At 50.1% G+C, this 26,302-nt stretch carries 26 protein-coding genes; 18 read left to right on the plus strand and 8 right to left on the minus strand.

Translation table 11 applies throughout. The features are described 5' to 3' along the window. Positions 1-404 precede the first annotated feature (404 nt). The 8 genes from QWY82_RS05065 to QWY82_RS05100 all read left to right on the plus strand — a co-directional run bounded on the left by QWY82_RS05065 (position 405) and on the right by QWY82_RS05100 (position 5,585). Complete coding sequence (locus tag QWY82_RS05065) at positions 405-1,337, plus strand: hypothetical protein (protein WP_290260455.1); 933 nt, start codon at positions 405-407, stop codon at positions 1,335-1,337. A gap of 63 nt (positions 1,338-1,400) precedes the next feature. Then, on the plus strand, positions 1,401-2,972 hold the full coding sequence (locus QWY82_RS05070; protein WP_290260456.1) for a GmrSD restriction endonuclease domain-containing protein: 1,572 nt from the start codon (positions 1,401-1,403) through the stop codon (positions 2,970-2,972). 301 nt (positions 2,973-3,273) lie between these two features. Next, positions 3,274-3,750 (plus strand): hypothetical protein, encoded by a 477-nt coding sequence (locus QWY82_RS05075; protein WP_290260457.1) that lies wholly within the window; start codon positions 3,274-3,276, stop codon positions 3,748-3,750. Then, a complete protein-coding gene (locus tag QWY82_RS05080; protein ID WP_290260458.1) occupies positions 3,747-3,977 on the plus strand; it encodes a hypothetical protein in 231 nt (76 codons plus the stop codon). The genes QWY82_RS05075 and QWY82_RS05080 overlap by 4 nt, the downstream gene beginning before the upstream one ends. 148 nt (positions 3,978-4,125) lie before the next feature. Continuing rightward, a complete protein-coding gene (locus QWY82_RS05085) occupies positions 4,126-4,371 on the plus strand; it encodes a DUF2164 domain-containing protein (RefSeq protein WP_290260459.1) in 246 nt (81 codons plus the stop codon). Between the two features lie 108 nt (positions 4,372-4,479). Then, on the plus strand, positions 4,480-4,716 hold the full coding sequence (locus QWY82_RS05090; RefSeq protein WP_290260460.1) for a DUF3303 domain-containing protein: 237 nt from the start codon (positions 4,480-4,482) through the stop codon (positions 4,714-4,716). A 157-nt stretch (positions 4,717-4,873) separates the two neighbouring features. Beyond that, a complete protein-coding gene (locus tag QWY82_RS05095) occupies positions 4,874-5,224 on the plus strand; it encodes a hypothetical protein (protein WP_290260461.1) in 351 nt (116 codons plus the stop codon). Between the two features lie 88 nt (positions 5,225-5,312). After that, on the plus strand, positions 5,313-5,585 hold the full coding sequence (locus tag QWY82_RS05100; RefSeq protein ID WP_290260462.1) for a hypothetical protein: 273 nt from the start codon (positions 5,313-5,315) through the stop codon (positions 5,583-5,585). A gap of 315 nt (positions 5,586-5,900) precedes the next feature. On the opposite strand, the gene QWY82_RS05105 is transcribed toward QWY82_RS05100, so the two are convergent. The 4 genes from QWY82_RS05105 to pyk all read right to left on the minus strand — a co-directional run bounded on the left by QWY82_RS05105 (position 5,901) and on the right by pyk (position 9,138). Next, the gene (locus QWY82_RS05105; protein ID WP_290260463.1) at positions 5,901-6,227 is read right to left on the minus strand and encodes an AzlD domain-containing protein; all 327 of its coding nucleotides are present in this window, start codon (positions 6,225-6,227) and stop codon (positions 5,901-5,903) included. After that, entirely contained in the window at positions 6,224-6,925 is a 702-nt protein-coding gene (locus QWY82_RS05110; protein WP_290260464.1) for an AzlC family ABC transporter permease, read from the minus strand. Before QWY82_RS05110 ends, QWY82_RS05105 begins: the two co-directional genes overlap by 4 nt. A gap of 99 nt (positions 6,926-7,024) precedes the next feature. Beyond that, the gene (locus tag QWY82_RS05115; RefSeq protein WP_290260465.1) at positions 7,025-7,597 is read right to left on the minus strand and encodes a glutathione S-transferase family protein; all 573 of its coding nucleotides are present in this window, start codon (positions 7,595-7,597) and stop codon (positions 7,025-7,027) included. 125 nt (positions 7,598-7,722) lie between these two features. Then, the gene (gene pyk, locus QWY82_RS05120) at positions 7,723-9,138 is read right to left on the minus strand and encodes a pyruvate kinase (RefSeq protein ID WP_290260466.1); all 1,416 of its coding nucleotides are present in this window, start codon (positions 9,136-9,138) and stop codon (positions 7,723-7,725) included. Positions 9,139-9,254: 116 nt separating this feature from the next. Between pyk and QWY82_RS05125 the strand changes: the two genes are divergently transcribed. From QWY82_RS05125 to QWY82_RS05140, 4 genes are read left to right on the plus strand one after another with little or no spacing between them, the layout of a single operon-like run. After that, positions 9,255-9,929 (plus strand): tRNA/rRNA methyltransferase, encoded by a 675-nt coding sequence (locus tag QWY82_RS05125; protein WP_290260467.1) that lies wholly within the window; start codon positions 9,255-9,257, stop codon positions 9,927-9,929. A 31-nt stretch (positions 9,930-9,960) separates the two neighbouring features. After that, complete coding sequence (locus QWY82_RS05130) at positions 9,961-11,508, plus strand: AbgT family transporter (RefSeq protein ID WP_290260468.1); 1,548 nt, start codon at positions 9,961-9,963, stop codon at positions 11,506-11,508. A gap of 16 nt (positions 11,509-11,524) precedes the next feature. Continuing rightward, a complete protein-coding gene (locus QWY82_RS05135) occupies positions 11,525-12,019 on the plus strand; it encodes an LEA/WHy family protein (RefSeq protein ID WP_290260469.1) in 495 nt (164 codons plus the stop codon). Between the two features lie 52 nt (positions 12,020-12,071). Continuing rightward, positions 12,072-12,503, plus strand: a complete 432-nt coding sequence (locus QWY82_RS05140; RefSeq protein ID WP_290260470.1) for a globin — start codon at positions 12,072-12,074, stop codon at positions 12,501-12,503. Positions 12,504-12,547: 44 nt separating this feature from the next. Here QWY82_RS05140 and putP read toward each other — a convergent pair whose 3' ends face one another. Together putP and QWY82_RS05150 are read right to left on the minus strand one after the other, a co-directional pair. Beyond that, on the minus strand, positions 12,548-14,041 hold the full coding sequence (gene putP / locus QWY82_RS05145) for a sodium/proline symporter PutP (protein ID WP_290260471.1): 1,494 nt from the start codon (positions 14,039-14,041) through the stop codon (positions 12,548-12,550). A 235-nt stretch (positions 14,042-14,276) separates the two neighbouring features. Further along, entirely contained in the window at positions 14,277-15,932 is a 1,656-nt protein-coding gene (locus QWY82_RS05150) for an acetolactate synthase large subunit (RefSeq protein ID WP_290260472.1), read from the minus strand. Positions 15,933-16,042: 110 nt separating this feature from the next. On the opposite strand from QWY82_RS05150, the gene QWY82_RS05155 reads away from it, so the two are divergent. After that, positions 16,043-17,533: an FMN-binding glutamate synthase family protein gene (locus QWY82_RS05155; RefSeq protein ID WP_290260473.1), complete on the plus strand. Its 1,491-nt coding sequence runs from the start codon at positions 16,043-16,045 to the stop codon at positions 17,531-17,533. On the opposite strand, the gene QWY82_RS05160 is transcribed toward QWY82_RS05155, so the two are convergent. After that, positions 17,512-18,786 carry a hypothetical protein gene (locus tag QWY82_RS05160; RefSeq protein WP_290260474.1) on the minus strand — a complete coding sequence of 425 codons (1,275 nt, stop codon included), beginning with the start codon at positions 18,784-18,786 and terminating at the stop codon, positions 17,512-17,514. The genes QWY82_RS05155 and QWY82_RS05160 overlap by 22 nt on opposite strands. A gap of 143 nt (positions 18,787-18,929) precedes the next feature. On the opposite strand from QWY82_RS05160, the gene parC reads away from it, so the two are divergent. From parC to QWY82_RS05175, 3 genes are all read left to right on the plus strand, one after another. Then, entirely contained in the window at positions 18,930-21,185 is a 2,256-nt protein-coding gene (gene parC, locus QWY82_RS05165; protein ID WP_290260475.1) for a DNA topoisomerase IV subunit A, read from the plus strand. 102 nt (positions 21,186-21,287) lie between these two features. Further along, positions 21,288-22,460, plus strand: a complete 1,173-nt coding sequence (locus tag QWY82_RS05170; protein WP_290260476.1) for a hypothetical protein — start codon at positions 21,288-21,290, stop codon at positions 22,458-22,460. Between the two features lie 39 nt (positions 22,461-22,499). Continuing rightward, positions 22,500-22,763 (plus strand): PilZ domain-containing protein, encoded by a 264-nt coding sequence (locus QWY82_RS05175; protein WP_290260477.1) that lies wholly within the window; start codon positions 22,500-22,502, stop codon positions 22,761-22,763. 16 nt (positions 22,764-22,779) lie between these two features. Here QWY82_RS05175 and aceK read toward each other — a convergent pair whose 3' ends face one another. After that, positions 22,780-24,561: a bifunctional isocitrate dehydrogenase kinase/phosphatase gene (gene aceK, locus QWY82_RS05180; protein WP_290260478.1), complete on the minus strand. Its 1,782-nt coding sequence runs from the start codon at positions 24,559-24,561 to the stop codon at positions 22,780-22,782. A gap of 69 nt (positions 24,562-24,630) precedes the next feature. Between aceK and QWY82_RS05185 the strand changes: the two genes are divergently transcribed. Both QWY82_RS05185 and QWY82_RS05190 read left to right on the plus strand, forming a co-directional pair. Next, a complete protein-coding gene (locus QWY82_RS05185) occupies positions 24,631-25,737 on the plus strand; it encodes a polysaccharide deacetylase family protein (RefSeq protein WP_290260479.1) in 1,107 nt (368 codons plus the stop codon). A 213-nt stretch (positions 25,738-25,950) separates the two neighbouring features. Continuing rightward, positions 25,951-26,160 (plus strand): cold-shock protein, encoded by a 210-nt coding sequence (locus tag QWY82_RS05190; RefSeq protein ID WP_290260480.1) that lies wholly within the window; start codon positions 25,951-25,953, stop codon positions 26,158-26,160. Positions 26,161-26,302: the final 142 nt, after the last annotated feature.

Here is a 26,302-nt window from a genome sequence, read left to right on the forward strand (position 1 = left end):
CTCCTAATAAACGCTAGCGCTGGCGGGCTATAGGGCTGCCTGACCAAATGACCATACTAGCTCAAGGCCAGTGTGCTCATGGCGCCTAAAACCTCTTTTCTATAATCAGGTGTGTCGAATGCCTCCGGATAAAGCTAAAAGCACGGCGCGTAAATTCAGAATCTACGAGCGCGACGATGGTCTTTTTGAGACTTTTCTGGCGAATGAATGCTGGGCGTAAAAAACCGAGCTAGATTTCGGCTCATAAACACAATATATTCCTTTAAAAGACGGTACTCAGGGAAGGTGATACCGGCATGTCTGCAACCACCTCCCTAGTTCAACAACTTAAGCCGGCCGGGCGTAGATGTCAGATTAAATTGAGAGGTCGGTTTGTTAAGCGTTAAATTCTAAAGGAGTACTGAGTGCAATCTGTAAAATTCGCAAATATGCTAGCGGCAGCCTGGAGAACTGAATCTAGTAAATCCAACTTTTCCGAGGTTCAGCAGTTCAGAGCATTAATGAGAAGTTTTGCTACGTTACGTGGGCCATTCAAAATCGAAGAGTTTCACGGAATGAAACATCAAGTGGTTTTTAATGGTACAGGTAGTTGGGGGCGTCCATCCGCAAGATGCGAAATTTCTGATTTGCTTATTGTATCGTATAAGAAGAACCCTGAATTTCAAGCCAGAGTCACGTTATTGCAAGCAAAGAAATCAAACGAAAAGCACCAAAGTTTGTGTGGTGGCTTCGCTCAATCCATTCCTTATACAGACTTTAAAGCGAACCTAGAGCAGTGGGACTTATTATCTCGTCGGCCCAATGTGCTTCCATTCCCGCCTTTTGATTGCCATCCCGATATTCTAAGTGGGGCAATACTGCCATCAATTGGTTCTCTAGGCGTCTTTCACAGATACTCAGGTAAAAGCTATGGTTTCTTTTACATGTCTGCGGATTCGGCTGAGCCTTTAAGCTCTCCAAAGCGTAAACACGCAAAATTGAAAACTAAGAAAACTACAAAATATAGAAGTTTACATGGATACGCCGAATGCACTTACGCGTGCTGTTTGCCTAAATTTGCAAGAGCGCTATATGAGATGGAAATAGGTACTCCTATTGAGCCGCAGAATGTTACAAGCAAAAAGGATGAGAACTACAGAAGTATTTTTAGGGGTTGGTTACGCACGGTTTTATATAGTCACATAGAAATGACTGCTAATAACTCTGAATTGGCTAGAGACTTACTTAGTCAAATTGACTCAGAGTATGAAGGGGAGTTCATGAGAGAACCACCTTCGTTGTTGCTCCTCAACTGTGAGGACATCGAATTTAACAGGGAAAGGCAATCGGCCGCGTAAACGCGTCGCTGCTTTGAGCGTTCAACTCATAACGAAAATAAGACTATACAAAGGATACTTTTAATGGCAGCAACAACAAAGATAACGCCATCAAGCCCGCGTTTGGCATCTCTATTGTCTGATGTTGAAAGGGGAAATATAAAGATTCCAGTTTTTCAGCGGCAGTATATTTGGAACGATGAGCAAATAATTAGTCTGCTGGATTCGATATATAGAGGGTTTCCTGTAGGTTCGCTATTGATGTGGTCAACCAAAGAAGAATTAAAGCACGAAAGGAACGTTGGCGGGTTCAAACTACCCTTAACACCAGAAGATTATCCAGTGAACTATATTCTTGATGGGCAGCAAAGATTAACTACCTTGTATGGAGTATTTAATTCAGACCAGAATACATCTGATGTGGAGCTAGCAGAGAGATTCAATATTTGCTATTTACCAGATGAGGATGTTTTTGCACACATCTCTGCAACTTCGAACAAAGATAGAATACAGCTTAACAAGATACTTGATACGACTAAACTTTTAGTCGAACTTCCTAAGTTTAATGATGAGCAGAAGGTAAAAATAGCTAGATTGACAGAGGCATTCAAAGATTACGAATTTCCAATTGTCACTATAAGGGAAAGAAGCAATAAAGAGGTGTGCAGTATCTTTCAAAGGATTAATTCCTCTGGTACGCCATTGAGCAGCATGGAATTGCTCACCGCTTGGACTTGGTCTGATAAGTTTGATCTAAGGCGCGAGATTGAGTCGCTTTTAGACCGGTTGGCTGACAAAGGTTATGAAAAAATTGACCAGCCGATACTCATGCGAATGCTCGCATCAATAACCATTGGATCAATTGATGAAAATGACTTGGTTGATGTTGATCCCGAAGTGCTAGTTGACGGAGTTAATGAGCTAAAACTAGCGATATTTTCCGCGGTTGATTTCCTTGAGGGACAATTAAAGATAAAGAATATCGTATTTGTTCCATTTCCAATAATGATTATCCCTATAGTGTATTTTTATGCGAAAATCAGGAAGCCAACTGCGAACCAATTTTCACAATTAAAAAAGTGGTTTTGGCAGTGTGCTCTAACACAAAGGTACAAAGCCGGTACCAATAGATTGGTTCTGGAAGATCTGTCCAAGATTGAGCGGGTATTTGAAGCAGAAAATCCGTTCAATGATTCAAAAATTGAGATTAAGGATGATGTTTTCAAAAGTTCTTGGCGAATTAATTCCACATCGGCAAAGGCAGCTCTATGCCTGATGGCCCAGTTAAGACCAAAGTCATTTTTAACCGGCTCAGAGGTTGATCTAGGTTCAGTTCTTTCAGCATACAATGCCCGACAGTTCCATCACATATACCCAAAAGCACACCTAAATAACCTAGGGGTTTCATTTCACGAGGCCAATGTAATCGCGAATATTTGCTTCTTGTCGGCGTCGGAGAATAATGCAATCAGTGATGCAGCGCCAGAAAACTACTTTCAGAGGATACCTAGAGATCAAGCTGAGCCGATTTTTTCCGCGGCCTTAATACCTGAAGCTGCTCGCGATGGAAGGCTTTCATTCAAAGAGTTTATTGAGCTTCGCACAAAAGAATTGACAAGGGTTGCTCAGTTGCTAGTCGACCACGGATCTATTTAAAAGCCGAACAAGGCATTGCGCTGAATAGGCCCAGTTTTAGGTCAGTGTATAATTTATTTGCAGTTGGTTAATTATAAGCGGCGTCAGATGAAAATTAAGGCGCACCAATCAACCGATCGAAGTTAAAAATCAGAAAGAAATCTATTGGTGGTTAGCTATTTCATGAGGTAAATGAAACAAACTTCTTTAGTGGTAATAACGAATTCTCTGATAGATTGCCGCAAGTCAATACGTCTCGTTTTTGGGTGGCCGCTAATGCCACAGCTAGTTAAAGAATACTAATCACAAGAAGGGAAATCCTGTGCTTACTCATTTTAAGACATTAGATGATTTAAAAGAAATCATCTTGGAATACGAAAAAATTTTGCTGAGGCCAACACGTAATCTAAGCCATCCAAAACTCTACCGGCGAAGGGATATTGGTAAAAGCGAAAGGATGATCAAAGGCATCCGAGTTAAGGATTGGTTCATGAGTGTGGATGAGAAATGGGTTATTCCTCATGACCAAATGGGGCTTTCTTTTTCGTCTAATTATAAGAACCTAAAGAGTGTATATAAGCTAAAGCAACGGCACAATCCTAGTTCAAAAATTCATGTGTTCTGGGTTTTAGAAGAGGCGGATATTCCTGCTGGTTTGAAGTTCATGCCTGACAGAGAGAAGAAAGGCCATTATTTTCTAACGGTAACAGAACAGATGCTTCTTTCCGTATTGGTGTCAAAGCTTAAGTTGATAGCTCAACGAATGTCTATCATTCGTGATGGAGGAGAGATTATATGATCAAATATCGGTTCGAAGAAGAATCAAAATATCTAGATTACCACCTAGAGAAGATGGGTGACGTTCGGGCCAAGGAAATAGTAGCCTCTGAAAACATCATTTCAGAAGAAGACGCCGAATACTTGGCTACCTTTTTTGGAAAATGGTTGATTTTTCAATCAAGGAAGAAAAATATAATGTGGATCTACCTTGGCCAGAAAGTCGAGAATTCTGGAATGAAAAGTTAATGTATAGCATCTCAAGCTTTATTGAATCTCAAGGCTTCGATGAGGTGTGGGATAAGGTGGTAGATCAGCAGTAGCGTAAGTGTTACCGAATTGGTACATATCATTCAACTGATTAACCCAACAATTAGCGATTACCCAGAGGCGCCGAATGAGCGATATCAAATTCTCAAGAGACGAAACTGACAGAATAGTTGGCAAGATAAAAGCCCACTTCAATGACGAGCTAGATCAAGAAATCGGCGGCTTCGAAGCGGAATTCCTAATCGAATTCTTCGCCAAGGAAATAGGCCCCTATTTCTATAATCGCGGTCTAGCAGATGCCCAAACTCTCTTTTCAGAAAAGCTCGAAGAGGCCGGTTATCTGGTTCAGGAATTAGAAAAACCTACCATTTGAACTGTATCTATTAGGAAATACGAGCGAACATCTTTGGCTTGTTGTTCAGTTAGATTTAAAAGGATTTTAGCAATGTTGATTTAACAAATTTTTTCTATAGGGTATAAATTGAAAAAATATATGGTTGTCGAAAACTTCAAGCCTGGACTAATGGACGAAAACTATCGCGTCTATAACGCCAAAGGCCGCCAGTTTCCCGATGGGTTGTACTATCTGAATTCATGGGCTAACGCGGAAAAGAACATCTGCTTTCAACTTATGGAATCTAATGATGAGGCGCTTTTCTACGAATGGTTCAAAAAATGGGAGCAATTCGTTGACTTTGAGCTGTTCCCGTTAGACTAAACAGCTGTAAAAGATGATTTAAATGCTTATTAATTTGTGTAGCTATAACTTTTTTAGTTATGCCGAGTTATCTGTTTATAGACGGTAAGTGGAGCTCTCGTGTTTCGCTGTGCTAGATTAAATCGACAGACCGCATTCTAGATGTTTGGTGAAAGCTTTGTACAAAATTGTGTTTAACGGCGTTGTTATTGGTGCTTCCCTGCTAGAGGCAGGTGATCCTCCAGTGGGTCGCGTTTCGGGGATCATAAAGCATATAAAGAATACTGATGAGTTTTCCTTTTTTATCCTTCAGTGTGGTGGCACCGAAAGCAGCGAAGAATATCGTTTAGAGCTAAACAGCCATTTCTTAGTAGTATCTGCCGATGATTCTACAATTCCATACGCTGGTGGCTATATTTTGTGGTATCCAGAACTTGATGAAGCAATTATCGAGTTGGTGGGTATTCCTTACCCTGAGTATGGAGAGCTATTTCCGGAGCATGTGGCGAAGTATAAGAAGCAGCTCTAATTATGCTTGTAAACGCAACCTGCCAGATTATTAATTGATTGCGCCCAAGGTAAGCTGCAAGTAAAGATGTTATATCGAAGGTAAAAAAATGGAAGACATTAAACACGATATCAAAGTAGGATTTTCCCCTCAACCTGATGGAGGGTATTTCTACTTTTCAGGCGAAGAGAAATCATTGAAACTGCTCGATAGTACACTTCATGTCTTGAACGATTGGGCTGAAGTGTCAAGCGGCTACCGCCGCCTCAATGTTAGCGGCACCGATCTCGATCCTTATGCTCTTGCCTATGAAATTAACGATGCAGCGGGTTTCAGGGTCATATCCATCCATATGCTTGTAGGCTTAGGTCGCGCTTATTAAACAGCAAATGGTAGTTGCCCGATTTTTGGCTGATAAAAAACTAGCAGATTCGCTTTCTGAACATGTGATTAAAATTTAGTTAGGTGTGGCTACGTGTGCAGCTCTTTAACCCCCTTGCGCAGCGGTGAGCGGAGAGCGAATTTTGGGGGTTAAATGGGCGTCCCTCCCATTTGCCCCCGAAAAATCACCTTAAAATTGGTCGCTCCGAAAGGGGAATGAAAGGCGCGGCTTCGCCGTTATGCAGCAAGATCTTAAAAGTAAAATTGGGGTGTATTTATCTAAATAAACAACTTCCTTTTAAGAACTACCAAATAACTACCCCAACAAATACTGCGCACCATACAACCCCACCATCCCCGAAAAAACCGCTCCCACCACACTCTTAAAATACCAACCAACAAAAAACGCTGCTGCCGCTGCGATTAAACGCGAGGGATCGGTTTCACCGTTGGTGGCTGAGGGCCAGAGTATGAGTGGCGCGATGAGGGCCGGTAGTACGGCGGTGGCCACGTAGCGTAGGTGGCGCAAGATCCATTCGGGTATGGGTCTGTCGCCGACAAAACCTAAAAAAGACAGGCGCAATAAATAGGTGCCGAGCCCGAGGCCAATGATGATGATCCAAATTTCTAGATGCGCATTCATGGCTTGCGCCGCTCCAGCCAATACTCAGTTTGTGCGCCTGCCATCATGGCGAGTAGGGCGGAGATTAACAGCCAGATGTTGTACGGCAGCCAGCTTAAACACAGGGCAACCGTTACCGACACCAGCAGGGTGACTAAGTGCGGTAGGTTGCGAATCATCGGTGCGATGATGGCGATAAAGCAGATGGGTATGGCGAAATCCAGTGAATAGGATTTCGGAATGGCTTCGCCTATAACGGCGCCTAAATAGGTGCTGCAATACCAGAATGGGCAAACAATAGCGGCGCTGCCAAAGTAATAAGATAGCTTTTCGGCAGAGCTCCACGCGGGTGTGGCGTCGTATTGTTTAACGGCCACGGCAAAGGTTTGATCAATCATGAAGTAGGCCGCTAACGCGCGCCAACGCATGGGTGCTTCACCAAAATGCGGCACCAGTGCCGCTGAGTACATAGCCATTCTTAAATTCACCGCCAGTGAGGCGATGATAATGATGAGCGTCGGCGCGTGCTCGCTCAGCAAGGCCAGCGCAGTGAATTGCGAGGCGCCGGCGATGACTAGAATGGTCATGGCCAGCGTTTCAATAATAGTCAGCCCCGCCTCGGCGGCAACCACACCAAACAGCAAGCCAAAAGGCGCAATGACCAATAGAAAAGGGCTGCCGTGCAAAGCGCCCTTGAAGAAAATATTGCGGTTAAACATTCGGATATAACCGTTGCCTGAACAGCCGAAGGCTCTCTACGTTGATAGGCGCACGGCTATGCTTAACCCTGCTCGCTAGGAAAAATGTTTCAGCTTGCGTCAAACGCGTGGGTCCGTGGCAGTAATTTCCGGCCTGGCGGCGTGTTGCTGATGGAAGCTGTTGATATGGCTAAAGGCTTTGAGGTCGTACAGCTTTCTGAATTCAGCCCAGTCTATTAAACAGTAGAGGCTGATGCTGGCGTAGTTCCAATTGTTAAAGAGGCCATTTGCCACTTGCTTATCGAGTTCTTCAAACAGCTCCTGCAGCCGCTCGCGCTGTAATTTGAAAAACATGATATCGGCGTGGGTATCCAGATTTGAGCGGTCGCACAGCAGCAGCTGAATTAGCGAATCGCTGGCCGCGTTTATCATGGTGAGTTGATTTTCCTGATCCCAGGTGAGGTGCGGGATAGAAAACTTTTCCTCCAGGTAGCGGTAGATCACGTTGGAATCGAACACCACTTGATCGCCATCTTCAAACATGGGAATTTTTAGCGTTGGGTTCTTTTTCTTTAACAGGCTGCGGCCTTCGCTGGAGAAGATATCGATGTTGACATAGGTAAACTCTCGGTCGCTTAGCCAGATACGCAAGCGGCGAACATAGGGCGAGGTGTTTGATCCGTATAATTTCATGGCGCACCTGTTGTCGATAAAATAATGTAAAAAAATAACATGGCTAGCTCGCCCAAATAAACGCGAGCCTAGTTCATATTCATGGCCTGGTCGAGAGGCACATAGGCTAGTTTAGAAACGACAAGCTAGCCAAGGGTTCTTACCTGAATCGCTTCAATGCCAACCCCGGCATCGGCATCGTAGTGGCCTAGGGTATCCGAAATCACCACCACTTGGTCGCTCGGCTTTAAGCCGCTCATTAGCAGCAGGTCGAAGGCCTTTTTTAAGGTTTTCTCTGGGTCTTTACTGAACATTAGCTTGTGTGCGACTACGTTGCGATTTAGCGCCAGCTGCCGGCGCGTTCGGCCGTCGTTGGTGAAGGCGTGAATGGGCGAGTGCTGTGGGTGGCAGTTGGTCACGTAGTTGGCCATGCGGCCGCGCCGGGTAATCACGATAATGGCCTTGGCTTTCAGTGATTCGGCCAAGTGCACGGCGCTGGCGGCTAGGTTTTGTTTGTGGTCTCGGGTTTCGAGCTCGGCGGTAAAATTCAAACCGCGGTGTTTCTCGATGGTGATGGCGATGTTGTGCATGGCCTCCACACATTTCACTGGGTATTTACCCACGGTGGTTTCACCCGACAACATAATGGCATCGGCCTCTTCGTACACCGCGTTGGCAACGTCTGTCACCTCCGCGCGCGTGGGCATGGGGTTGTCTATCATGCTTTCTAATAAGTGCGTGGCCACAATCACGCGCTTGCCCTGCTGGGCGCAGGAGCGCACGATGCGGCGCTGAATGTTGGGCAGCTCCCAGAAATCCACTTCGCAACCTAGGTCGCCGCGCGCCACCATAATGCCGTCGGCGGCGTCGATAATGGCATCGATATTCTCTACGCCTTCTTGGTTTTCAATTTTCGCGATGACTTTTATTTTGCCGGCTTTATCTCCCAGCAGCGTGTTTAATTGCGCTATGTCGCTGGCTTCTCGAACGAAAGACAGGGCAATGAAATCCACATCCATGTCCATGCCAAATAAAATATCGCTGCGATCTTTCTCGGTGATGGCGGGTAAGTTGACGCGAATGCCGGGCAGGTTCACATGGCGTTTACTTTTCAGCACGCCGCCATCTATGACCTTGCAGCGCATAATGCGCTCGTGCTTTTCCAAAATTTCCAGATTGATCAGGCCGTTGTCGACGGTGAGTTTATCGCCTACGTCCATATCGCTGATCAGATCGGCGTAGTTGACCATGAGCGAGTGCTCTTCCACATCTTGGGTGCCGCGCGCCACCACGGAAATAATATCGCCAGTTTGTAAGTTGAGGTCGTTATCGCGCTCGCCGGTGCGTATTTCAGGGCCCTGGGTGTCGAGCAGCACCGCCACAGGCTGCGGCAGCTCCTTATTCAAGCGCTTGATGGCATTGATCACTTTGGTGTGGCTTGCGTGATCGCCGTGTGACATATTCAAGCGCACGACATTCATGCCCGCGAGCGCCAAGCTTTTGAGCATGGCAAAGCTGTCTGTGGCGGGGCCGATGGTGCAGATAATTTTGGTTTTACGCATGGGGTGGCTTCCGTCGCCAAGGTGATGGGCAAAGCCTAGCAGACCGGCAGGGCGGACAGAATACCCTCGGCGTTGATTGCAGCCGTAGAATAACCAGCATTGAGTAGGTGAATGCGATGGATGTGGTTTTCATTTTGGTGGCACCGGCGGTGCCGGAAAACATTGGCGCTAGTTGTCGCGCCTTGAAAACCATGGGTTTCGAGGCCTTGCGCTTGGTTGCGACCGAGGCGCATAGGCACAAGCCCGCGCGTATAGTGGCCCATGGCTCGGGCGATATTCTTGAGGCGGCGCAACACTACCCAACCTTAACGGAGGCGCTAGCGGACCTAGATTTGGTGATTGGCACTTCCGCCAAGGCGCGGCATCAGTGGCGCTCGCTCACGCCGGCCCACGAGCTGAGCGCCTTACTGGCCGGCAAGCAGGGCTGTGTGCGCAAGGTGGGTTTGGTGTTTGGCTGCGAGGCATCGGGTTTGTCTAACGCCCAGTTGGCGCTGTGCGACCTGGTATCGAATATCGAGCTACCGGCGCCTTATCCTTCGCTAAATTTGGCGCAGGCGGTCATGCTCTACGCCTATGAGCTGCGAGGTTTGCACGGGCAGCGCAATTCGTTAGTATGCCCCGATGCCCAGCAATACGCGGCGTTACGGGCTAAGGTGAGGGCTGTCTTAGCCCAGCAGGATTACGACGAGAGTTCCAAGCTGGCGCGCTGGGCCCTGGAAGTGTTGCCCAATGCCGACGCTAAGGCGATTGGCTTTTTACATAGCTTATGCGACAAATTACTTAAACCCTGAATGCCTTTATTCATTTAATAAGGAGCCCTTGGTGCAAAATACCAATATCGAGCCACAAGACACAAAACTACAAAAAATACTTGATTGGATTGAGCGCACGGGCAATAAGTTACCTGACCCGGCGATGATATTTTTCTTTTCGCTGCTGATTATTTGGGCGCTGAGCTGGCTGCTGTCGAGTTTTGACTTTAGCGAAATCGACCCGCGCACTAATGCGCCCATTGTGGTGAATAACCAGCTTACCGGCGATGCATTGGCGACATTTTTAGCCAATATGGTGAAAACTTTTACCGGCTTTGCGCCTTTGGGTGTGGTGCTAGTGGCCATGTTGGGGGTTGGCGTGGCCGAGCACTCGGGCTTTATTAACACCGGTATTAAGCGCGTGTTAGATCGCACGCCGCAATTTTTGTTAACACCCATTGTGATTCTCGTGGCCATTGTTAGCCACACGGCTACCGATGCCGGCTATGTGTTGGTGATTCCATTGGCCGGTGTTATTTACTACGCTATGGGGCGCCATCCGCTTGCCGGTATTACCGCGGCTTTCGCCGGTGTGTCTGGCGGTTTTTCCGCTAATTTTGTGCCCTCAGCTATCGACCCATTGCTGCAGAGCTTTACCCAAAGCGCCGCCCACATTGTCGACCCAGCTATTCAAATTAACCCGCTCAATAATTATTTCTTTACCAGCGCTTCAAGTGTTTTAGTCATTTTAATCGGCTGGTATTTGAACGACAAAATTATCGAGCCGCGCTTGAAAAAAGTGCCCGTTGATGGCGACCCGGAAGACATTCCACAATTTGCCGAGGTTACCCATAAAGAGCGTAGCGCCTTGCGTTGGGCGCTTGCCGCCATGGCGCTGGGCGTGGGCTTGTTGGTGGCGTCTGTGTGGTCTGAGTCTTCCGCTTTGCGCGCGCCCAACGGCGAGCTGGCCTCTTTCTCTGCACCCTTAATGCATTCCATTGTGCCGCTTATTTTTCTGTTGTTCGTCATACCCGGTGTGGTCTATGGCTACTTAGCTGGCACCTTTAAAAACTCGCGCGATGTGATTAATGCCATGAGCAAGGCGATGGATGGCATGAGCTATTACATTGTTATGGCATTCTTTTGCTCATTGTTTATTAGTGCGTTTAACACGTCAAATATTGGTGCTTTACTCGCGGTAAAGGGCGCCGACACCTTGCGCGAACTGGCATTACCGGCCTCGGTGACTATTGTTGGCATAGTGCTACTCACCGCCTTTGTGAATTTATTTGTCGGCTCGGCTTCTGCAAAATGGGCTTTGATTGGACCTATCTTGGTGCCGATGTTAATGCAGTTGGGTATTTCGCCAGACCTTACACAGGCGGCATATCGCATTGGTGATTCTAGCTCTAATATCATTACCCCTTTAATGCCCTATTTCCCGTTGGTGGTTGTGTATGCGCAGCGCTATGTGAAGGGCACCGGTATTGGTACGTTAATTTCTTTGATGCTGCCTTACGCTATCACGCTGCTTATTTGCTGGACGGCGTTTTTGTTGCTCTATTGGTCCTTTGGGCTGCCATTGGGTATTCAATCGAGCTATATGTATGCGCCCTAATTAAAAAGGAATGACTGTGTCTTTTATTTGGAAAATGTCAGCCCGTGTGCTGGTTTTAACAACTTTGTTCTTGGTGGCCTGTACCGGTTTACCGAATGCGTTAACCAAGCCAGAGATTAAGGTTGTTAGCCTAACGCCCATTGCGGCGGAGGGCTTTCAGCAGCGATTTTCCGTGGGGCTAAGGGTGACCAACCCCAATAGCACAGACATTGTGTTGCGCGGCATGAGTTACGCCATCGATATTGGCGGCCATGATATTTTTTCCGGGGTTTCCGGCGCGGTGCCGGTGCTCAAAGCCTATACTGAAACGCCGGTAACGGTGGAAGTATCGGCCAATATCATGAGTGTCATCGCATTGATTTCCGACCTAACCAAAAAAGGCCCGGAAAATTTACAATATACACTCAATGCTAAGCTCGACGTGAATGCGCTATTGCCATCAATATCTGTCACCGAAACCGGCCCCGTGCCGTTTTTAAATGCGCGTAGTTTAGCGACAGGCAATCGTTGAAAGCCGTAAAAATTATCGCGCCATTGTTAATGGGTTAAATAAGGAAGGTGCTATGCCGACCAAAGAATCTCGATCAGCGGATTTTAATAAACTCTTTAACGACAGCTTTGAACGCATTATGGCGCGTGGCTCTGAGGCTTTTTATCAGCGTTTTTATGAGCACTTTATTGCTGCCTCGCCGGAGGTGGCTAAAGCCTTTGCCAATACGGATATGGAGCGGCAGTACGATATGCTGAGCTTATCGCTCATGCAGATTATGTCTTTCGCCTCCGATCGCCGTTCCAACCCCTATATCGAAAAAATTGCCAACATCCATGCGCGGCTCAGCATATCGAGTGATTTATTTGGTATGTGGGGGCGCTGTTTAATTGCCACCGTGCGGGAAATGGATGATCACTATGATGCCCATGTGGAATTGGCGTGGCGCGTGACCATTGCACCAGGCTTGGAGTTTATGCGCGCTTATTGCGAGCTTGCGGAATAGTGATAGCAAAAGCACTCGCTATGAAGCGAGTGCTTTTGCTGTTGCTAAACGGCGTTAACCGCTTGTTTCGCGGCATCGAACGTGTCGGTTAATTCTTTGCTGGGGGGCTGGGTTGCAAGGCTTACCAGTACCACGGCGATAGTCGCAAGAACAAAACCAGGGACTATTTCATACAGGTAGCTGCCCAAGCTTGCACCGTCGATGGTGATAGGTGCGTAGAGCCACAGCAGCACCGTCACCGCACCGGTTACCATGCCCGCAATGGCCCCAGCCCGCGTCATTCTGCGCCAGAATAAGCTCAAAATAATCAGCGGCCCGAAGGCGGCGCCAAAGCCGGCCCAGGCATTGCTAACCAAGCTTAAGATGGTGCTCGACCGGTCATAGGCCAGGGCGATGGCGACACCGGCAACCACTACTACGGAAATTCGGCCCACTAACAGTAATTCTGTTTGGCTGGCTTCTTTGCGTAAAAAGATTTTATAAAAATCTTCGGTCAGCGAGCTTGACGATACCAATAGCTGAGAAGAAATGGTGCTCATAATGGCCGCTAAAATAGCTGCCAATAAGAAACCGCTAATTAATGGATGAAATAATAGTTTGGCGAAAAAGATAAAGATGGTTTCTGGGTCGCCAAAATCAGATTGGGTTTTGGCCACGAAGCCGACGCCTATGTAACCGATGATCAACGCGCCGGTAATGGTGACCAGCATCCAGCTCATGCCAATGCGGCGGGCGGCGGGAATGTCTTTGAGTGAGCGAATGGCCATGAAGCGCACGATGATGTGGGGTTGACCGAAGTAGCCCAAGCCCCAGGCCATACTGGAAATAATGCCGAGTGCGGTTACACCGCTAAATAGCCCCAATAAATTTGCATCCACGCTGGCGACGGTGGCATTGAGCTCGGCGAGATTATCGAACTCACTAAAGGCGACAATAGGGACAAGAATAAGCGCCACAAACATGATACAGCCCTGCACGAAGTCGGTCATGCTGACCGCGAGAAAGCCGCCAAACAAGGTGTAGGTAACAACCACGCCGGCAGTGATGTAAAGACCGGCGTAGTAACTTAAACCAAAGGAACTCTCGAATAGTTTGCCGCCAGCTACAACGCCCGATGATGTGTAGAGGGTGAAGAAAATAATAATCACAATGGCAGATAGCACACGCAGTGTGTGCGAATTATCGCGGAAGCGTTTTTCAAAGTAGTCGGGAATGGTTATCGCATCTTGCGCAAGTTCGGTATAGGCGCGCAGGCGAGGAGCAACCACCAAATAATTTAGCCAAGCGCCAAGCACTAAACCAAAGGCGATCCAGCTGCTGGAAATGCCGGACACGTACATGGCGCCGGGTAAGCCCATGAGTATCCAGCCGCTCATGTCGGAAGCACCGGCCGAAAGCGCGGTAACACCAGGCCCTAGCTGGCGGCCGCCGAGCATGTAGCCGGCCACATCTTTATTGGTTTTGCGGTATGCGTAGAGGCCGATGCCAATCATGACAATAAAATAGAGACCGAGAGAAATTAATTCGCCAATTTGCATGGATTCACCTGAATTCAATTATTGAATTATCGTTGTTATCGAGAAATTGCTACTTGCTACATCGACATAATGTGATTGTGTAAACGTTACTGCGTTTAAAATAATGATGATCAATCGCGATGTTGGTAAATAAGACGGTTGAGTAGCGCGAAGGCACATTTAAACAAAAATGGCGACTGAGGTCGCCATTAGTGGCCAAAAAAAGCCAAATTCACCGGTATTTACCCGGTTTTGCCTAGATAGAGCAGGTTAATTCGCCCAAGCGTTGGGTGAGTAAGGCGTTTTCCCGGTAGTCGATGGGAATGACCAGTAGGCTGGGCCCAGGTTCGTTGAAGCATTGTTGTAGGGTGTTTTCTAACGCCTCGGCCTTATCCACTAAGTGACCGCGCCAGTCGAAGGCGCTCGCCAGTTGCATCCAGTCGGGGTTGCCGAAGGCGAGATCTGTATGCCGGCCGAATTCATTGTCTTGTTTCCACGCGATCAAGCCATAGGCGTTGTCGGCCCAAACCATGACGGTTAAATTTAAATTTAACCGCCGTGCGGTTTCCATTTCTTGCACGTTCATCATGAATCCGGCATCGCCGCAAATGGCCAGAATATTTCTATCCGGGTGCACGAGTGCCGCCGCCAGTGCGCCGGGTAGAGCAAAGCCCATAGAACAAAAGCCATTGGGAATTAAGCAGGTGTTGGGTTCATGGCATTGATAGTGGCGCGCGATCCACATTTTATGGGCGCCCACATCGCTCAATAAAATATCGTGCGGACCCATCACTTTACGCACATCCCACAACACTTTTTGCGGCCTGATGCTGCCTTCGGTTTTGTCGTCTTTGTGTTTAGCTAACTCAGTGCACATGTTTTCGCGCGTGGTTTTTTGTTGGCTTAAATCGAAGCTGAGCGGTGTTGATTCTTTTTTCAAACGCTCATTGAGCATCCACAGGGCGTGCGCCAAATCGCCCACCGCCTCGAGCTGCGGGTGATAGTTTTCGTCTATCTCGGCCGGTAGGAAATCGATGTGAATCACCGCTTTGGTGCGATCGTTGTTCCACAGCTTTGGGTGGTATTCCACCATGTCGTAGCCGAGGCAAATAACCATGTCGGCGGCGTCTACGGCGCAGGCGGGTATGTCTTTCGCACCCAAGCCAATGGTGTGCAGGCAATAGGGCGCATTCATATCCACACAGCCTTTGGCCATAAAGGTAGACACCACGCCAATGCCGGTTTGTTCGCAGAAAATGCGCAGCTGTTTGCTGGCGCGGCGGCGAATGCAGCCATTGCCTGCGATGATGATGGGGCGCTTGGCTTGTTTTAAGCGATCGTAAATGCGATCGATGGCTTTATCGTCGGGCACGGGGCGGCGAAATTTACGCACCGGTAAGGGGATTTTATCGATGCTTAATTTGGCGATGTCTTCTGGTAATTCAATGTGCACAGCGCCGGGTTTCTCGGTGCGGCAAACGCGCACCGCCTTGCGCACAATTTCTGGAATATTTTCCGGGTGCCAAATGGTTGTTGCCCATTTAGTTACCGGCTTAAACATTTGCACCACGTCCATCACCTGATGGGATTCTTTGTGCAGCCGAGTGGATGCACCCTGGCCGGTGAGCACCAGCATGGGCGCTCTGTCCATATTGGAGTCGGCAACGCCGGTAATTAAATTGGTGGCGCCTGGCCCCAAAGTGCCTAAACATCCAGCTGGGTTGCCAGTTAAGCGGCCGTATATTTCGGCCATGAAGGCGGCTCCCTGTTCGTGCCGGGTTAAGATGAACCTGATTTGCTCAGATTTTTCGAGCGACATCATAAAGTCGGCATTTTCTTCGCCGGGGACACCAAAAATATATTCGATACCTTCTTCTTCGAGACATTTGACCATCAGATCGGAAGCTTTCATGGGGTGTTATCAGCCTATAAAAATGGGGTTAGCCATGAGAATAGACCATCGAGGCGCGATCTTCTTGGCGTACAATGTGGCGCAACAAAGTTCAGAAAGGAATTTGACAGATGCAAACGGGATTATGGTTACTGGGTTTACTGGGCGACCTTTTAATATTGGGCTTGGGCTTAGGTCTCGCGTGGATCGTCTACGCCTATGTGGTGGATAGCCGCCAAACTCAACACACCATTCGGCGCAACTACCCAGTAATAGGGCGCTTTCGCTATTTGTTCGAGCACATGGGGGTGTTTTTCCGTCAGTATTTCTTTGCCCAGGATCGCGAGGAAATGCCGTTTAATCGCGCCGACCGCACCTGGGTTTACAAGGCCGCCAAGCGCAATAGTTTGAATATCGCCTTCGGTTCTACCCGCGATATTGATAAGCCGGGTACGCCTATTTTTCTCAACGCGTTTCTGCCGGTGAGTGCCGATAACCACGAAGAGCCGGCCCTGATCACTTTTGGCCCCGATTGCCCTAACCCCTACAGCACCCGCTCCATCTTCAACATTTCCGCCATGAGTTTTGGCGCCTTGTCGGCGCCGGCGGTTGAGGCGCTATCGCGCGGCGCCGCCATTGCCGGCTGCTGGTTGAATACGGGCGAAGGTGGTTTGTCACCTTACCATTTGGCGGGCGGCTGCGATTTGATTTACCAAATCGGCACGGCGAAATATGGTGTGCGCGATGCTCACGGTTGCTTGGACGAGGAAAAGCTCAAGCAAATGGCGGACAAGGCGCAGGTGAAAATGTTTGAGATCAAGCTCAGCCAAGGTGCTAAACCCGGCAAGGGCGGCATTTTACCGGCGGATAAGGTCACGCCGGAAATTGCGACCATTCGCCATATTCCCGTGGGCGAAGCCTCCATTAGCCCCAACAGCCATGCCGAGGTGCGCAGCGTGCCAGACCTACTCGATATGATTGGTCGCGTGCGCGCCGCGACCGGTAAGCCGACCGGGATTAAATTTGTCTTGGGCGAACATCAATGGTTAACGGAATTGTGTTTGCTGGTGGGCGAGCGGGGCCACGACGCTGCGCCAGACTTTATTACCTTAGATAGCGGCGACGGCGGCTCTGGCGCGGCGCCGCAACCGCTGATGGACAATACCGGTTTACCGATTAAAGAAAGCTTGCCCTATTTGATTGCGCTGCTTAAAAAACACGGTTTGCGCGAGCGCATTAAAGTGATCGTAGCGGGCAAGTTGATCACCCCCGCCGCCGTTGCCATGGCCTTTTGCGCCGGCGCGGATGCGGTCAACAGCGCCCGTGGCTTTATGTTTGCCCTGGGTTGTATTCAGGCTTTGCAGTGCAATAAAAACACCTGCCCAACGGGCATTACCACGCACAATAGGCGTTTACAGCGGGGCTTAGTGCCGGCCGATAAAGCCGTGCGGGTGGCGCAATATCAGGCACAAATGACCGAGAGCGTGGCGATGATTGCGCATTCCTGCGGCGTTACCGAGCCAAGGCAATTGCAACCCGCGCACGTGCGCTTGGTGACGTCACCGGGGCACTCGGCGCCGATGATCGAGTACGTGATGCTTCAGGAGTCGTTGTCTAAGTAGATTTCGATGCTGGCCTCGATCCCGGGGTCAGCTTGAAAGTCGAAGTCGCGCTTCCATTGCACGAAGGGTTCGAGCTCCCAGAACAGCCACTCGCGATAAAAGCGCTTGCGGTAGCGCACCCACACTTTGTGGGCTTCGCCGATGGCGGCTTCGTTGATGTTACCGGAGTTGCCGTAGCCCACGCCCCAGGCGCGATCGCGGTTCACTTGGCGCAAATACTCGACGCTGGTTTTCCAATCGACACCGGAAAACTCTTCGCTCAGATCGTACAGTTGGCGCCAGCGCACAACTTCCTGCTCGTTGTCGCGCGGCGAGTAATCCAAGTCGATTTGGGTGCGGGCGCCAAGACCTTCGTCGCTGCGGTAGAACACACTCTGACCGGCCGATAACAATAATCTTTCACTCAGTTCGGTGCGGCCGGTGGAGCTCGCTTGCACGAAGGCTCTAAGGGGCGAGCGCACCTGCAAACCAGAGGAGATACTGATGTTGTAGCTGTCGGTGGTTTTCAGCGCCCAGCTCAACGCCGCGGTGATTGGATTGTCGTCGGTTCTGGAACCGCTGGCGGTGGCGCGTCTATCTAAGGTGTCGTAGAGCGAATTTGGGTCTTCGTTGGTAAGCAGTAAGCGCATGCGCTTTTCGGTGTTGGGCAGGGTGACGCGGCTGCGCACTTTGAATTTGAATTGGCAGCCCTCTAGGTCACTACATTCTAATATCGGCGTTAGGCGCAAGTCGTGCGTCGCGGCATTGGGGCTGCGGTTGACGGCGAAGAAGTTATCGAACCAAACCACCGGCCCGGTGGCAGAGCTGTGTAAGTACTCCCGCGTGCTGTCCATCCAATTTTTCTGCTCCTCCGGAACCACGTAGGTGGGCCACATATCTTTGTCGGCCAAGAGTTCGCGCGTGCTGTCGAGGTTGTGCTCGAAAAAATTGGTCGGGCTACGGTAGGGCGTGAACTCTGCGGGAGCCGGGTGCGGCTGTATTAAGCCGGAATCTAGCTCGAGCGATGCCAGCGGCGTCTCGTCTGCAGCGGGCGCTTGGTAGGCGTAAATATCTGGCCAGACGTCGATGCTAAAAGCCGTGGGTGGTGCGGGTAATTGCGCTTGCTGTTCGAGTTCCTCTAACACATAGACGAGTTGTGCAGGAGTCTGCCAATCAGCTTCTGGAAGCTGTTCAGTGGCATGTGTTTGTGTGAGGCCGAGTTGCGTATAAAACATCCCTGCGACTAACCAGCCTGTCGATACTGCTTGGTGCATTCCCGCCCCTAATACGACTTTTGTTCGACCATTTTAGCTGGCTTGCCCAGCTTTGGGCAGTGGCAGTTATAGGCTGATTTTGGTATAAGCCTTGCACTTGCTCGGGTTTCCCGAGCTCAGCAACTCGAATTTCAGGAAGTAGCATGTCTGATCTGATCACCGCAATGCCCGCGGATGAACGTATATCCATTAAAGATTTCAGCGAAAAGGCGTATTTGGATTACTCCATGTACGTGATTCTGGATCGCGCGCTGCCCCATGTGGGCGATGGTTTAAAGCCGGTGCAGCGGCGCATCATCTATGCCATGAGCGAGCTAGGCCTAAAAGCCAGCGCTAAATTTAAGAAGTCGGCGCGCACCGTGGGCGACGTGATTGGTAAGTTTCACCCGCACGGCGACTCGGCCGCCTATGAAGCCATGGTGTTGATGGCGCAACCTTTTTCCTACCGCTACCCCTTGGTGGACGGCCAGGGCAACTGGGGCTCGCCGGACGATCCAAAATCCTTCGCGGCCATGCGTTATACGGAATCTCGGCTGACTAAATTCAGCGAAGTATTGCTCAGCGAGTTGGGCCAGGGCACGGTGGAGTGGCTGCCCAACTTCGATGGCACCCTGTATGAGCCGGCAGTGCTGCCGGCCCAGGTGCCCCATGTGCTCTTGAACGGCACCACGGGTATCGCCGTGGGTATGGCCACCGACATTCCGCCGCACAATGTGCGCGAAGTGGTGAATGCCTGTATTCATTTGATCGATAATCCCAAAGCGACGGTGGCCGAGCTGTGCGAGTTTGTGCTCGGCCCGGACATGCCCACCGAGGCCGAAATTATTACCCCGCGCGCGGATTTAATCAGCCTGTACGAAACCGGGCGCGGCAGCTTGCGCATGCGCGCCATTTGGAATGAAGAAGATGGCGACGTGGTGGTGACAGATCTGCCGCACCAAGTCAGCGGGGCAAAAATCCTCGAGCAAATTGCAGCGCAAATGCTGGCGAAGAAATTGCCCATGGTGGCCGATTTACGCGATGAATCCGACCACGAAAACCCCACCCGTCTGGTTATTATTCCGCGTTCAAACCGGGTCGATATCGAGCAGATGATGCAGCACTTGTTTGCTACCACCGACCTCGAGCGCAGCTACCGGGTCAACATGAACATGATTGGCATCGATGGCCGGCCGGCGGTTAAACCGCTGAACACGTTGTTGAGCGAGTGGCTCAGTTTTAGGATGGTGACCACGCGCAAGCGCCTGCAATACCGTTTAGAAAAGGTGAACGAGCGCTTAGATAGGCTGGCGGCGTTAATGATCGTGTTTCTCAATGTGGATGAAGTGATTCGTATCATCCGCACTGAAGACGAGCCGAAAGCGGTGCTGATGGCGCGCTTCAACCTGAACGAGACGCAAGCGGAATACATTTTAGAAACGAAGTTGCGCCAATTGGCGCGCTTAGAAGAAATGAAAATTCTGGAGGAGCAGGAAGCGCTGGAGAAAGAGCGCAAAGATCTAGAAAAAACCCTGGACTCGGCGGTGCGACTCAAAAATTTGGTTAAGAAGGAATTGTTGGCGGTGCTGGAAACCCATGGCGACGAGCGCCGCTCGCCCATTGTCGAGCGCGCCGAGGCCAAGGCCTTCAGCGAAACCGAACTGATGTCGGCCGAACCTATTACCGTGGTTATTTCCGAGAAGGGCTGGATTCGCTCGGCCAAGGGCCACGATATCGACCCAGCGGCGCTCAGTTATAAAGCCGGCGATAGTTTTAAAATCGCAGTGCGCGGCAAGAGCAATCAGCCGGTGTTGTTATTGGATTCCACCGGCCGCTCCTATGCCATGGTCAGCCATTCGCTGCCGTCCGCGCGCGGCCAGGGCGAGCCCATCACGGGCAGCTTGAATCCACCCAGCGGCGCGACTATTGAAGGCGCTCTGATGGGCGGCGACGACGAGAAGGTATTGCTCGCCAGCGATGCCGGCTACGGTTTCGTGGCGAAATTATCGGATTTGGCGACCAAGAATAAAGCCGGTAAGGCGCTGATCAGTTTGCCTAAGGCGGCAAAGGTCATGGCGCCCTTAAGCGTGACCGATCCAGCCAAAGAAATTCTCGCCGCGATTAGCAATGAAGGTCGCCTGCTAGTGTTTCCGCTCTCGGAGCTGCCTGAGTTGGCTCGCGGCAAGGGCAATAAAATCATGAATATTCCCTCGGCGCGGTTGCAGAGCCGGGAGGAGTTTCTGTTAGGTTTAGCGGTGCTGTCGGCGGGCGACGAATTAACGGTGTACTCTGGTAAGCGCCACCTGACTCTGAAAGTATCAGACTTGGAGCACTACCAAGGTGAGCGCGGTCGACGCGGTAACAAGCTGCCCCGTGGCTTCCAAAAGGTAGACAGCGTCTCAGTTGTGCGCAAGGGATGAGTGAGCTAGAACCAAAATGGTCTAGTATTGAGCCCCGTTGAAAATGGCCTTGTGCCGCAGTGATTGATGACAGCTGTCTGGACAGGATGACTAGAGGTGGGTATGGGTAAGAAACTTTTTAAATTGATTCTGCTGTTGGCGTTGGTCGCCGTTGCTGGCCGCTGGCTATTGCAGTGGGAAATTCGCAACAGCGTCGACGCTTCTATCGCCGACATGCGCGATACAGTTTCGATTCGCTATGATCGCCTAGACGTCGGCTTCGATGGCAAGGTGACGGTTAAGCGCGTGCAGCTTAGCTTGCCCGACAGCGATGCGTTTAGTGCGTCAATTCAGCGGATCGACGTGGATATGCAATCCCTGCCCGAGTTAGTGCAGCGCCGCTTTGGTGGCAGTGCACCGGAAGCGCTGAGCGTAAAGGTCACGGGCATAAATGCCAACCTGGAAAATTTTGCCGAATCCATCGAGTCGAGTGTGGATTGCCTAGACCCGCTAAAACAGCCGTCACCTTGGATGCTGGGTTTTCAAGCGGATAGCGATCTCAATTTTAGCTACCTTTACAACGCCGCAACCCGCGACCTCACCCTCGATGTGGACATGATCGCCCGCGGTGCCTACGAGTTAAAAACCCAAGTGCGCTTTGGTGGCGTAGCGCCTAATCTTAAGGCGGCCAGCTCCTTGGATCTGGTGCGGGTAAACTTCGATGATATCCGCATGATGCAGGCTTGGACTAGCTACTGTAGCGCGCGCCATGAAAAATCAGCCGAGCAGTTGGTTACCGGCTACATGGCAAATTTAGAGGCGCTGCTGAATAAACAAAGCTTGGGTTTAAGTGAGGCCAGTCAAGCGGCGCTGAAGAGTTACATGCAAGAGCCCGGTCGGATTGTGCTGCGCTGGGTGTTAAATATCGACCTGCAGGAGCCGCCGAGCGCAGACGCAATAAGTGACATGCTATTTAATCGTCTGGAAGTTGAAGTAGCGGGCGCGCCAGTTTCGCCTATATTTACTAGTGTGGAGTACAAGCCAGTTGCACCTAGGCCGCAACTGCAGCCAAAAATTGTCGCCAAGGCGCCAGCGCTGGTGGAGATCGACTTTGAACAGCTGCAAGATTATGTCGATAAAGAAGTGCAGCTAGTGACCGGTGATAAAATCACTACCGGTGTGGTGCGTAAAGTAGGCGGTGCCGAAATTGAATTAGAGGTCATCAAAGACGGCGCTAATCATTTTTCTATTACTTTCTACCGCAGTAGAATTGATCAAATTTTGGTAAAACCCTAGGTTGGTGCGCGCCGCGCTAGCCTTTTAGCGAGGACGCCCATGAGCAATGACAGCCGAAGATACCCAAGAATACCGGTGCGATGTCGCGTGTTGATCAGCCATGAATCCATCGGAGAAATGATGGTTCACACGCGCGACATTTCCGATGGCGGTATCTTTGTGGTCACCAATCCCGAGCAGATGCCGCCTATCGGCACTGAAGTTCGCGGCCAAGTTCAGGGCATGTTAGCCGATGCTCCAGTTGTTGATATGCGCATTGTGCGTATTGAAGAAGGCGGCATAGGCCTGCAATTTTGTAGTTGATCGACCATCCGTATGCCTATCGGTTGGGCGAAAAGCGCAAGTGGCGGCGATAGGGGAAAGTATCGTTAATTTGGCCTGCCAATAGCTCGGTTTGAATACTCTGCCAATAGCTGGCTTCGTATAGATCTTTGTGCTTCTCTTCAAAGGCAACTCTCGCCGCGGGATTACCACTAAAAAACAACCGAAATTCCTCTGGAAAAATATCAAATTCACCCACCGTGTACCAAGGCGTGCTGGCCATCTCTTCAATTTCATTGCGCGGCTCGGGAATTTTTCTAAATACGCACTCGGTAATTAAGCAAATTTCATCGTAGTCGTAAAACACGACGCGGCCATGGCGTGTGACCCCAAAGTTTTTTAACAGCATATCGCCTGTAAAGATGTTAGCTGCGGCCAGTTGTTTGATGGCGTTGCCGTATTCGTCCATGACTTCTTCAACTTGCTGTTGGCTGGCGTGATCTAAATACATATTGAGCGGTGTCATGCGCCGCTCGGTATAGACATGTTTAATGATGACCAATTTGTCGGTGATAATGAGTTTTGACGGGGCAACGTTTTGCAACTCGTCTAACAGCTCATCGCTAAAGCGATTTCGATAGAAAATAAAATTGCTGTACTCCTGCGTGTCGGCCATGCGCCCGGCGCGATCGGCGCGCGACACAAGTTTATATTTTTCCTTAACGATGGCCTCGGTGACTTTTTTTGGCGGGTCAAAGCGATCTTTAATAATTTTAAACACAATGTCGTAGGAGGGCAGGGTAAACACGCTCATCACCATGCCTTTGATGCCGGGTGCGATGACGAACTTATCGCTGCTGTTTTTCATGTGCGATATCACGTGGCGATAGAACTCGGTTTTGCCATGTTTGTTGAAGCCGATAGCATTGTATATCTCGGAGATGTCTTTCCTTGGCATGATGGAGCTTAAAAATTTCACAAATCGAGACGGTATGGGCGCATCTACCATGAAGTAGGAGCGGGTAAAACTAAATACGCGGCTGGCGCTATCTCGATCGAAAAGCAGCGTATCGGCGTAAATGCCACCCTGTTCATTGTTGTGAAATGGAATCAATATCGGCGTGATAAAATCGCCATGGACGGCACGGCCAACTAAGTAGGCGCCTTTGTTTCGGTAGAAAATAGACTCCAAAAAATCAACCCGAAGCTCGCTTAAGGGGTAGTCTATCAAGGGCATTAAGTGGGTGTTGATAGACGCCACAATAAAATCTATATCGCGCTTTTTGTTTTCCCAAGGCACGGAAAATTCATAGTCATCGAAAACCCGATGAATCAAGTTTTCAAAACCAAACTCGGCGCTGTAACTGAAATAGATAGTGTAATCGCTGAGTTGTTTGTAGCTTTGATCTTTGGATGGCTTGACGAATAAGTTGCGGTCGTGAATTTGTTGATGCTCGAACAAACTGCAGAAAATAGAATTGAAAAATGTCTCGGCAATTTCATAGTTACTATGGTTCGACACCAGCAGGGCGTAAGCTTGCCGCGCCTGCTGCCAGATATTGAGGTCGAGTACATTTTTACTGGTAACGCCGCGCACTAATTTACAGACTTGATCCACTTTGTGTTTGTACAGCTCGATGCGCTCGCGGTGCGCCTCTTGCACGCCGAGCCAATTGTGGGTTTCAAAGCGCGCCTTTGCCCCCAAGGTCATGTTTTGAAAGTCGGCGAAATAGGCATCAAAGCCGTTCAGCACGGTTTTTGCGATGCGTTTTGCACTGGGGGTTAGATGCAAACCGGCGGTTGGCGTCGCCGGTGTAGCGTCTGACGATTGATTAGACATGCTGGGCCGCCCATTGCAGAATACTGAATTGAGTATAAGCATAAAAGCCGGTGGCTTGTGGAGACCAAATTGTATAGTGGCTATCAGTGCGGTAAATGGGCTTTGGGGCGCCGTATTCTTTGTTTGGCAGCGCTGTTTATCTTGGCGCCGAGTGCGCACAGTTTAGTGATTTTGCAATATCACCATGTCAGCACTGAGACGCCGGCGGCGACGAGTATTTCACCGGCCGGCTTTAAGGCGCACCTAGAGCAAATTGAGCGCTCTGGCTATCGAGTGGTGGCTTTGCCGGAGGTATTACAAGCGCTGCGCCAGCGCGCGCCGCTGCCCGATAAGGCCGTGTTGATTAGCTTTGATGACGGCTCAAAAAGCGTGTTAACTGCGGCGCTGCCGCTGCTCAAGGCTAAGCGCTGGCCTTTCGTGGTGTTTGTCAGCACCGAACCGGTGACGCAGCAGCAAACCAACACCTTGTCTTGGGATGACTTGCGCGCGCTAGCGGATCAAGGCGCCGCTATTGCCAACCACGGCGTCAGCCATAGCCATATGATCCGCCGCCTGGACGGTGAAACCCAGGCCCAGTGGCGCGCCCGCATGGAGGTAGAAATTCTTGCGGCAGAGGCAAAAATTGAAGCCGAGACGGGGCAAAGTCACCGCGCCTTCGCCTACCCCTATGGCGAGTTTTCCGCCGCTTTGGTGGCGTTGGTCGAAGAGCTTGGCTTTGTTGGCTTCGGCCAGCACTCAGGAGCGCCGGCGCCGCGCGATATTGCCGCACTGCCGCGCTTTCCCTTCGGTGGCAACTATGTGGAGGTAGAGGATCTAGCGCTCAAATTGAGGTCGCTAGCGCTGCCCTTTGATCGGGTTGTCTACCTAGGCGAGGAGGGTGCCGGCTTAGCCGACGGCGTTTTGGCGCCCACGGAAGGCCGGCCCATTGTGCAGTATGTGGCTGAAAATCTGGCCCAGTTCCCCGACCTCGCCTGTTACGTTAGCCGCCAAGGGGCGGCGGATAAGCTTGCCACGTCTGCTACAAAGGTTAGCTTTCAGGCGCAAAAAGTCTTAAAGCCGGGCCGTACGCGCTACAACTGCACAGCGAAAAGCGGCGAGCCAGGGCGTTACTATTGGCACTCGAGTCCGTTTATTAAGCCAAATGCCGACGGCAGTTGGGCGCCAGAACCCAACTAAAGCGAAGTAAGGCCAAGAAAGTCGGGCTTTTGTCTATAAAACAACCAATTCTTTCATTAACCTACTTGTGCTCTGCGCAAGACCACCCTAGAATGATCGCGCTTTACCGTTTTGCTGCCAGCCGTTAGACATTTTGCCTTTCTCTGCTGCTAGATGGATAAGTTTTAATCGCCAACAGAGGCGGCACAGTTAATCGTAAGACGAGGTCTTCAAATGTCTAATTTACACACCGGTGTTGTTAAGTGGTTTAACGACGAAAAAGGTTATGGTTTCCTTCAGCAAGAGTCTGGCCCAGATGTATTCGTACATTTCCGCGCCATCAACGGCAACGGCCGTAAGACCCTAGTAGAAGGTCAATCTGTGACTTTCGAAATCACTGCTGGCCAGAAAGGTCCACAAGCAGAAAACGTTACTCCTGGTTAATTCCAGAGTGCGTTAAAAAGAACCCGGCACTAGCCGGGTTTTTTGTGCCTGGTAGAAAAGTAGGTGCATGGGTCGCGCATAGGGGATGCTTTCTAAGCTACAAGCTACAAGCTACAAGCTACAAGCTACAAGCTACAAGACG

Origin of the sequence: Simiduia curdlanivorans, from assembly GCF_030409605.1 — a bacterium.
GTDB classification, from domain to species: Bacteria; Pseudomonadota; Gammaproteobacteria; order Pseudomonadales; family Cellvibrionaceae; genus Simiduia; species Simiduia curdlanivorans.

Bases quoted from the DNA above. Each gene is read 5' to 3' on its own strand.
- QWY82_RS05070 (WP_290260456.1), top strand. From the start codon at position 1,401: ATGGCAGCAACAACAAAGATAACGCCATCAAGCCCGCGTTTGGCATCT.
- QWY82_RS05080 (WP_290260458.1), top strand. From the start codon at position 3,747: ATGATCAAATATCGGTTCGAAGAAGAATCAAAATATCTAGATTACCAC.
- QWY82_RS05085 (WP_290260459.1), top strand. From the start codon at position 4,126: ATGAGCGATATCAAATTCTCAAGAGACGAAACTGACAGAATAGTTGGC.
- QWY82_RS05100 (WP_290260462.1), top strand. From the start codon at position 5,313: ATGGAAGACATTAAACACGATATCAAAGTAGGATTTTCCCCTCAACCT.
- QWY82_RS05105 (WP_290260463.1), bottom strand. From the start codon at position 6,227: ATGAATGCGCATCTAGAAATTTGGATCATCATCATTGGCCTCGGGCTC.
- QWY82_RS05110 (WP_290260464.1), bottom strand. From the start codon at position 6,925: ATGTTTAACCGCAATATTTTCTTCAAGGGCGCTTTGCACGGCAGCCCT.
- QWY82_RS05115 (WP_290260465.1), bottom strand. From the start codon at position 7,597: ATGAAATTATACGGATCAAACACCTCGCCCTATGTTCGCCGCTTGCGT.
- pyk (WP_290260466.1), bottom strand. From the start codon at position 9,138: ATGCGTAAAACCAAAATTATCTGCACCATCGGCCCCGCCACAGACAGC.
- QWY82_RS05125 (WP_290260467.1), top strand. From the start codon at position 9,255: ATGGATGTGGTTTTCATTTTGGTGGCACCGGCGGTGCCGGAAAACATT.
- QWY82_RS05140 (WP_290260470.1), top strand. From the start codon at position 12,072: ATGCCGACCAAAGAATCTCGATCAGCGGATTTTAATAAACTCTTTAAC.
- putP (WP_290260471.1), bottom strand. From the start codon at position 14,041: ATGCAAATTGGCGAATTAATTTCTCTCGGTCTCTATTTTATTGTCATG.
- QWY82_RS05150 (WP_290260472.1), bottom strand. From the start codon at position 15,932: ATGAAAGCTTCCGATCTGATGGTCAAATGTCTCGAAGAAGAAGGTATC.
- QWY82_RS05155 (WP_290260473.1), top strand. From the start codon at position 16,043: ATGCAAACGGGATTATGGTTACTGGGTTTACTGGGCGACCTTTTAATA.
- QWY82_RS05160 (WP_290260474.1), bottom strand. From the start codon at position 18,786: ATGCACCAAGCAGTATCGACAGGCTGGTTAGTCGCAGGGATGTTTTAT.
- parC (WP_290260475.1), top strand. From the start codon at position 18,930: ATGTCTGATCTGATCACCGCAATGCCCGCGGATGAACGTATATCCATT.
- QWY82_RS05170 (WP_290260476.1), top strand. From the start codon at position 21,288: ATGGGTAAGAAACTTTTTAAATTGATTCTGCTGTTGGCGTTGGTCGCC.
- QWY82_RS05175 (WP_290260477.1), top strand. From the start codon at position 22,500: ATGAGCAATGACAGCCGAAGATACCCAAGAATACCGGTGCGATGTCGC.
- aceK (WP_290260478.1), bottom strand. From the start codon at position 24,561: ATGTCTAATCAATCGTCAGACGCTACACCGGCGACGCCAACCGCCGGT.
- QWY82_RS05190 (WP_290260480.1), top strand. From the start codon at position 25,951: ATGTCTAATTTACACACCGGTGTTGTTAAGTGGTTTAACGACGAAAAA.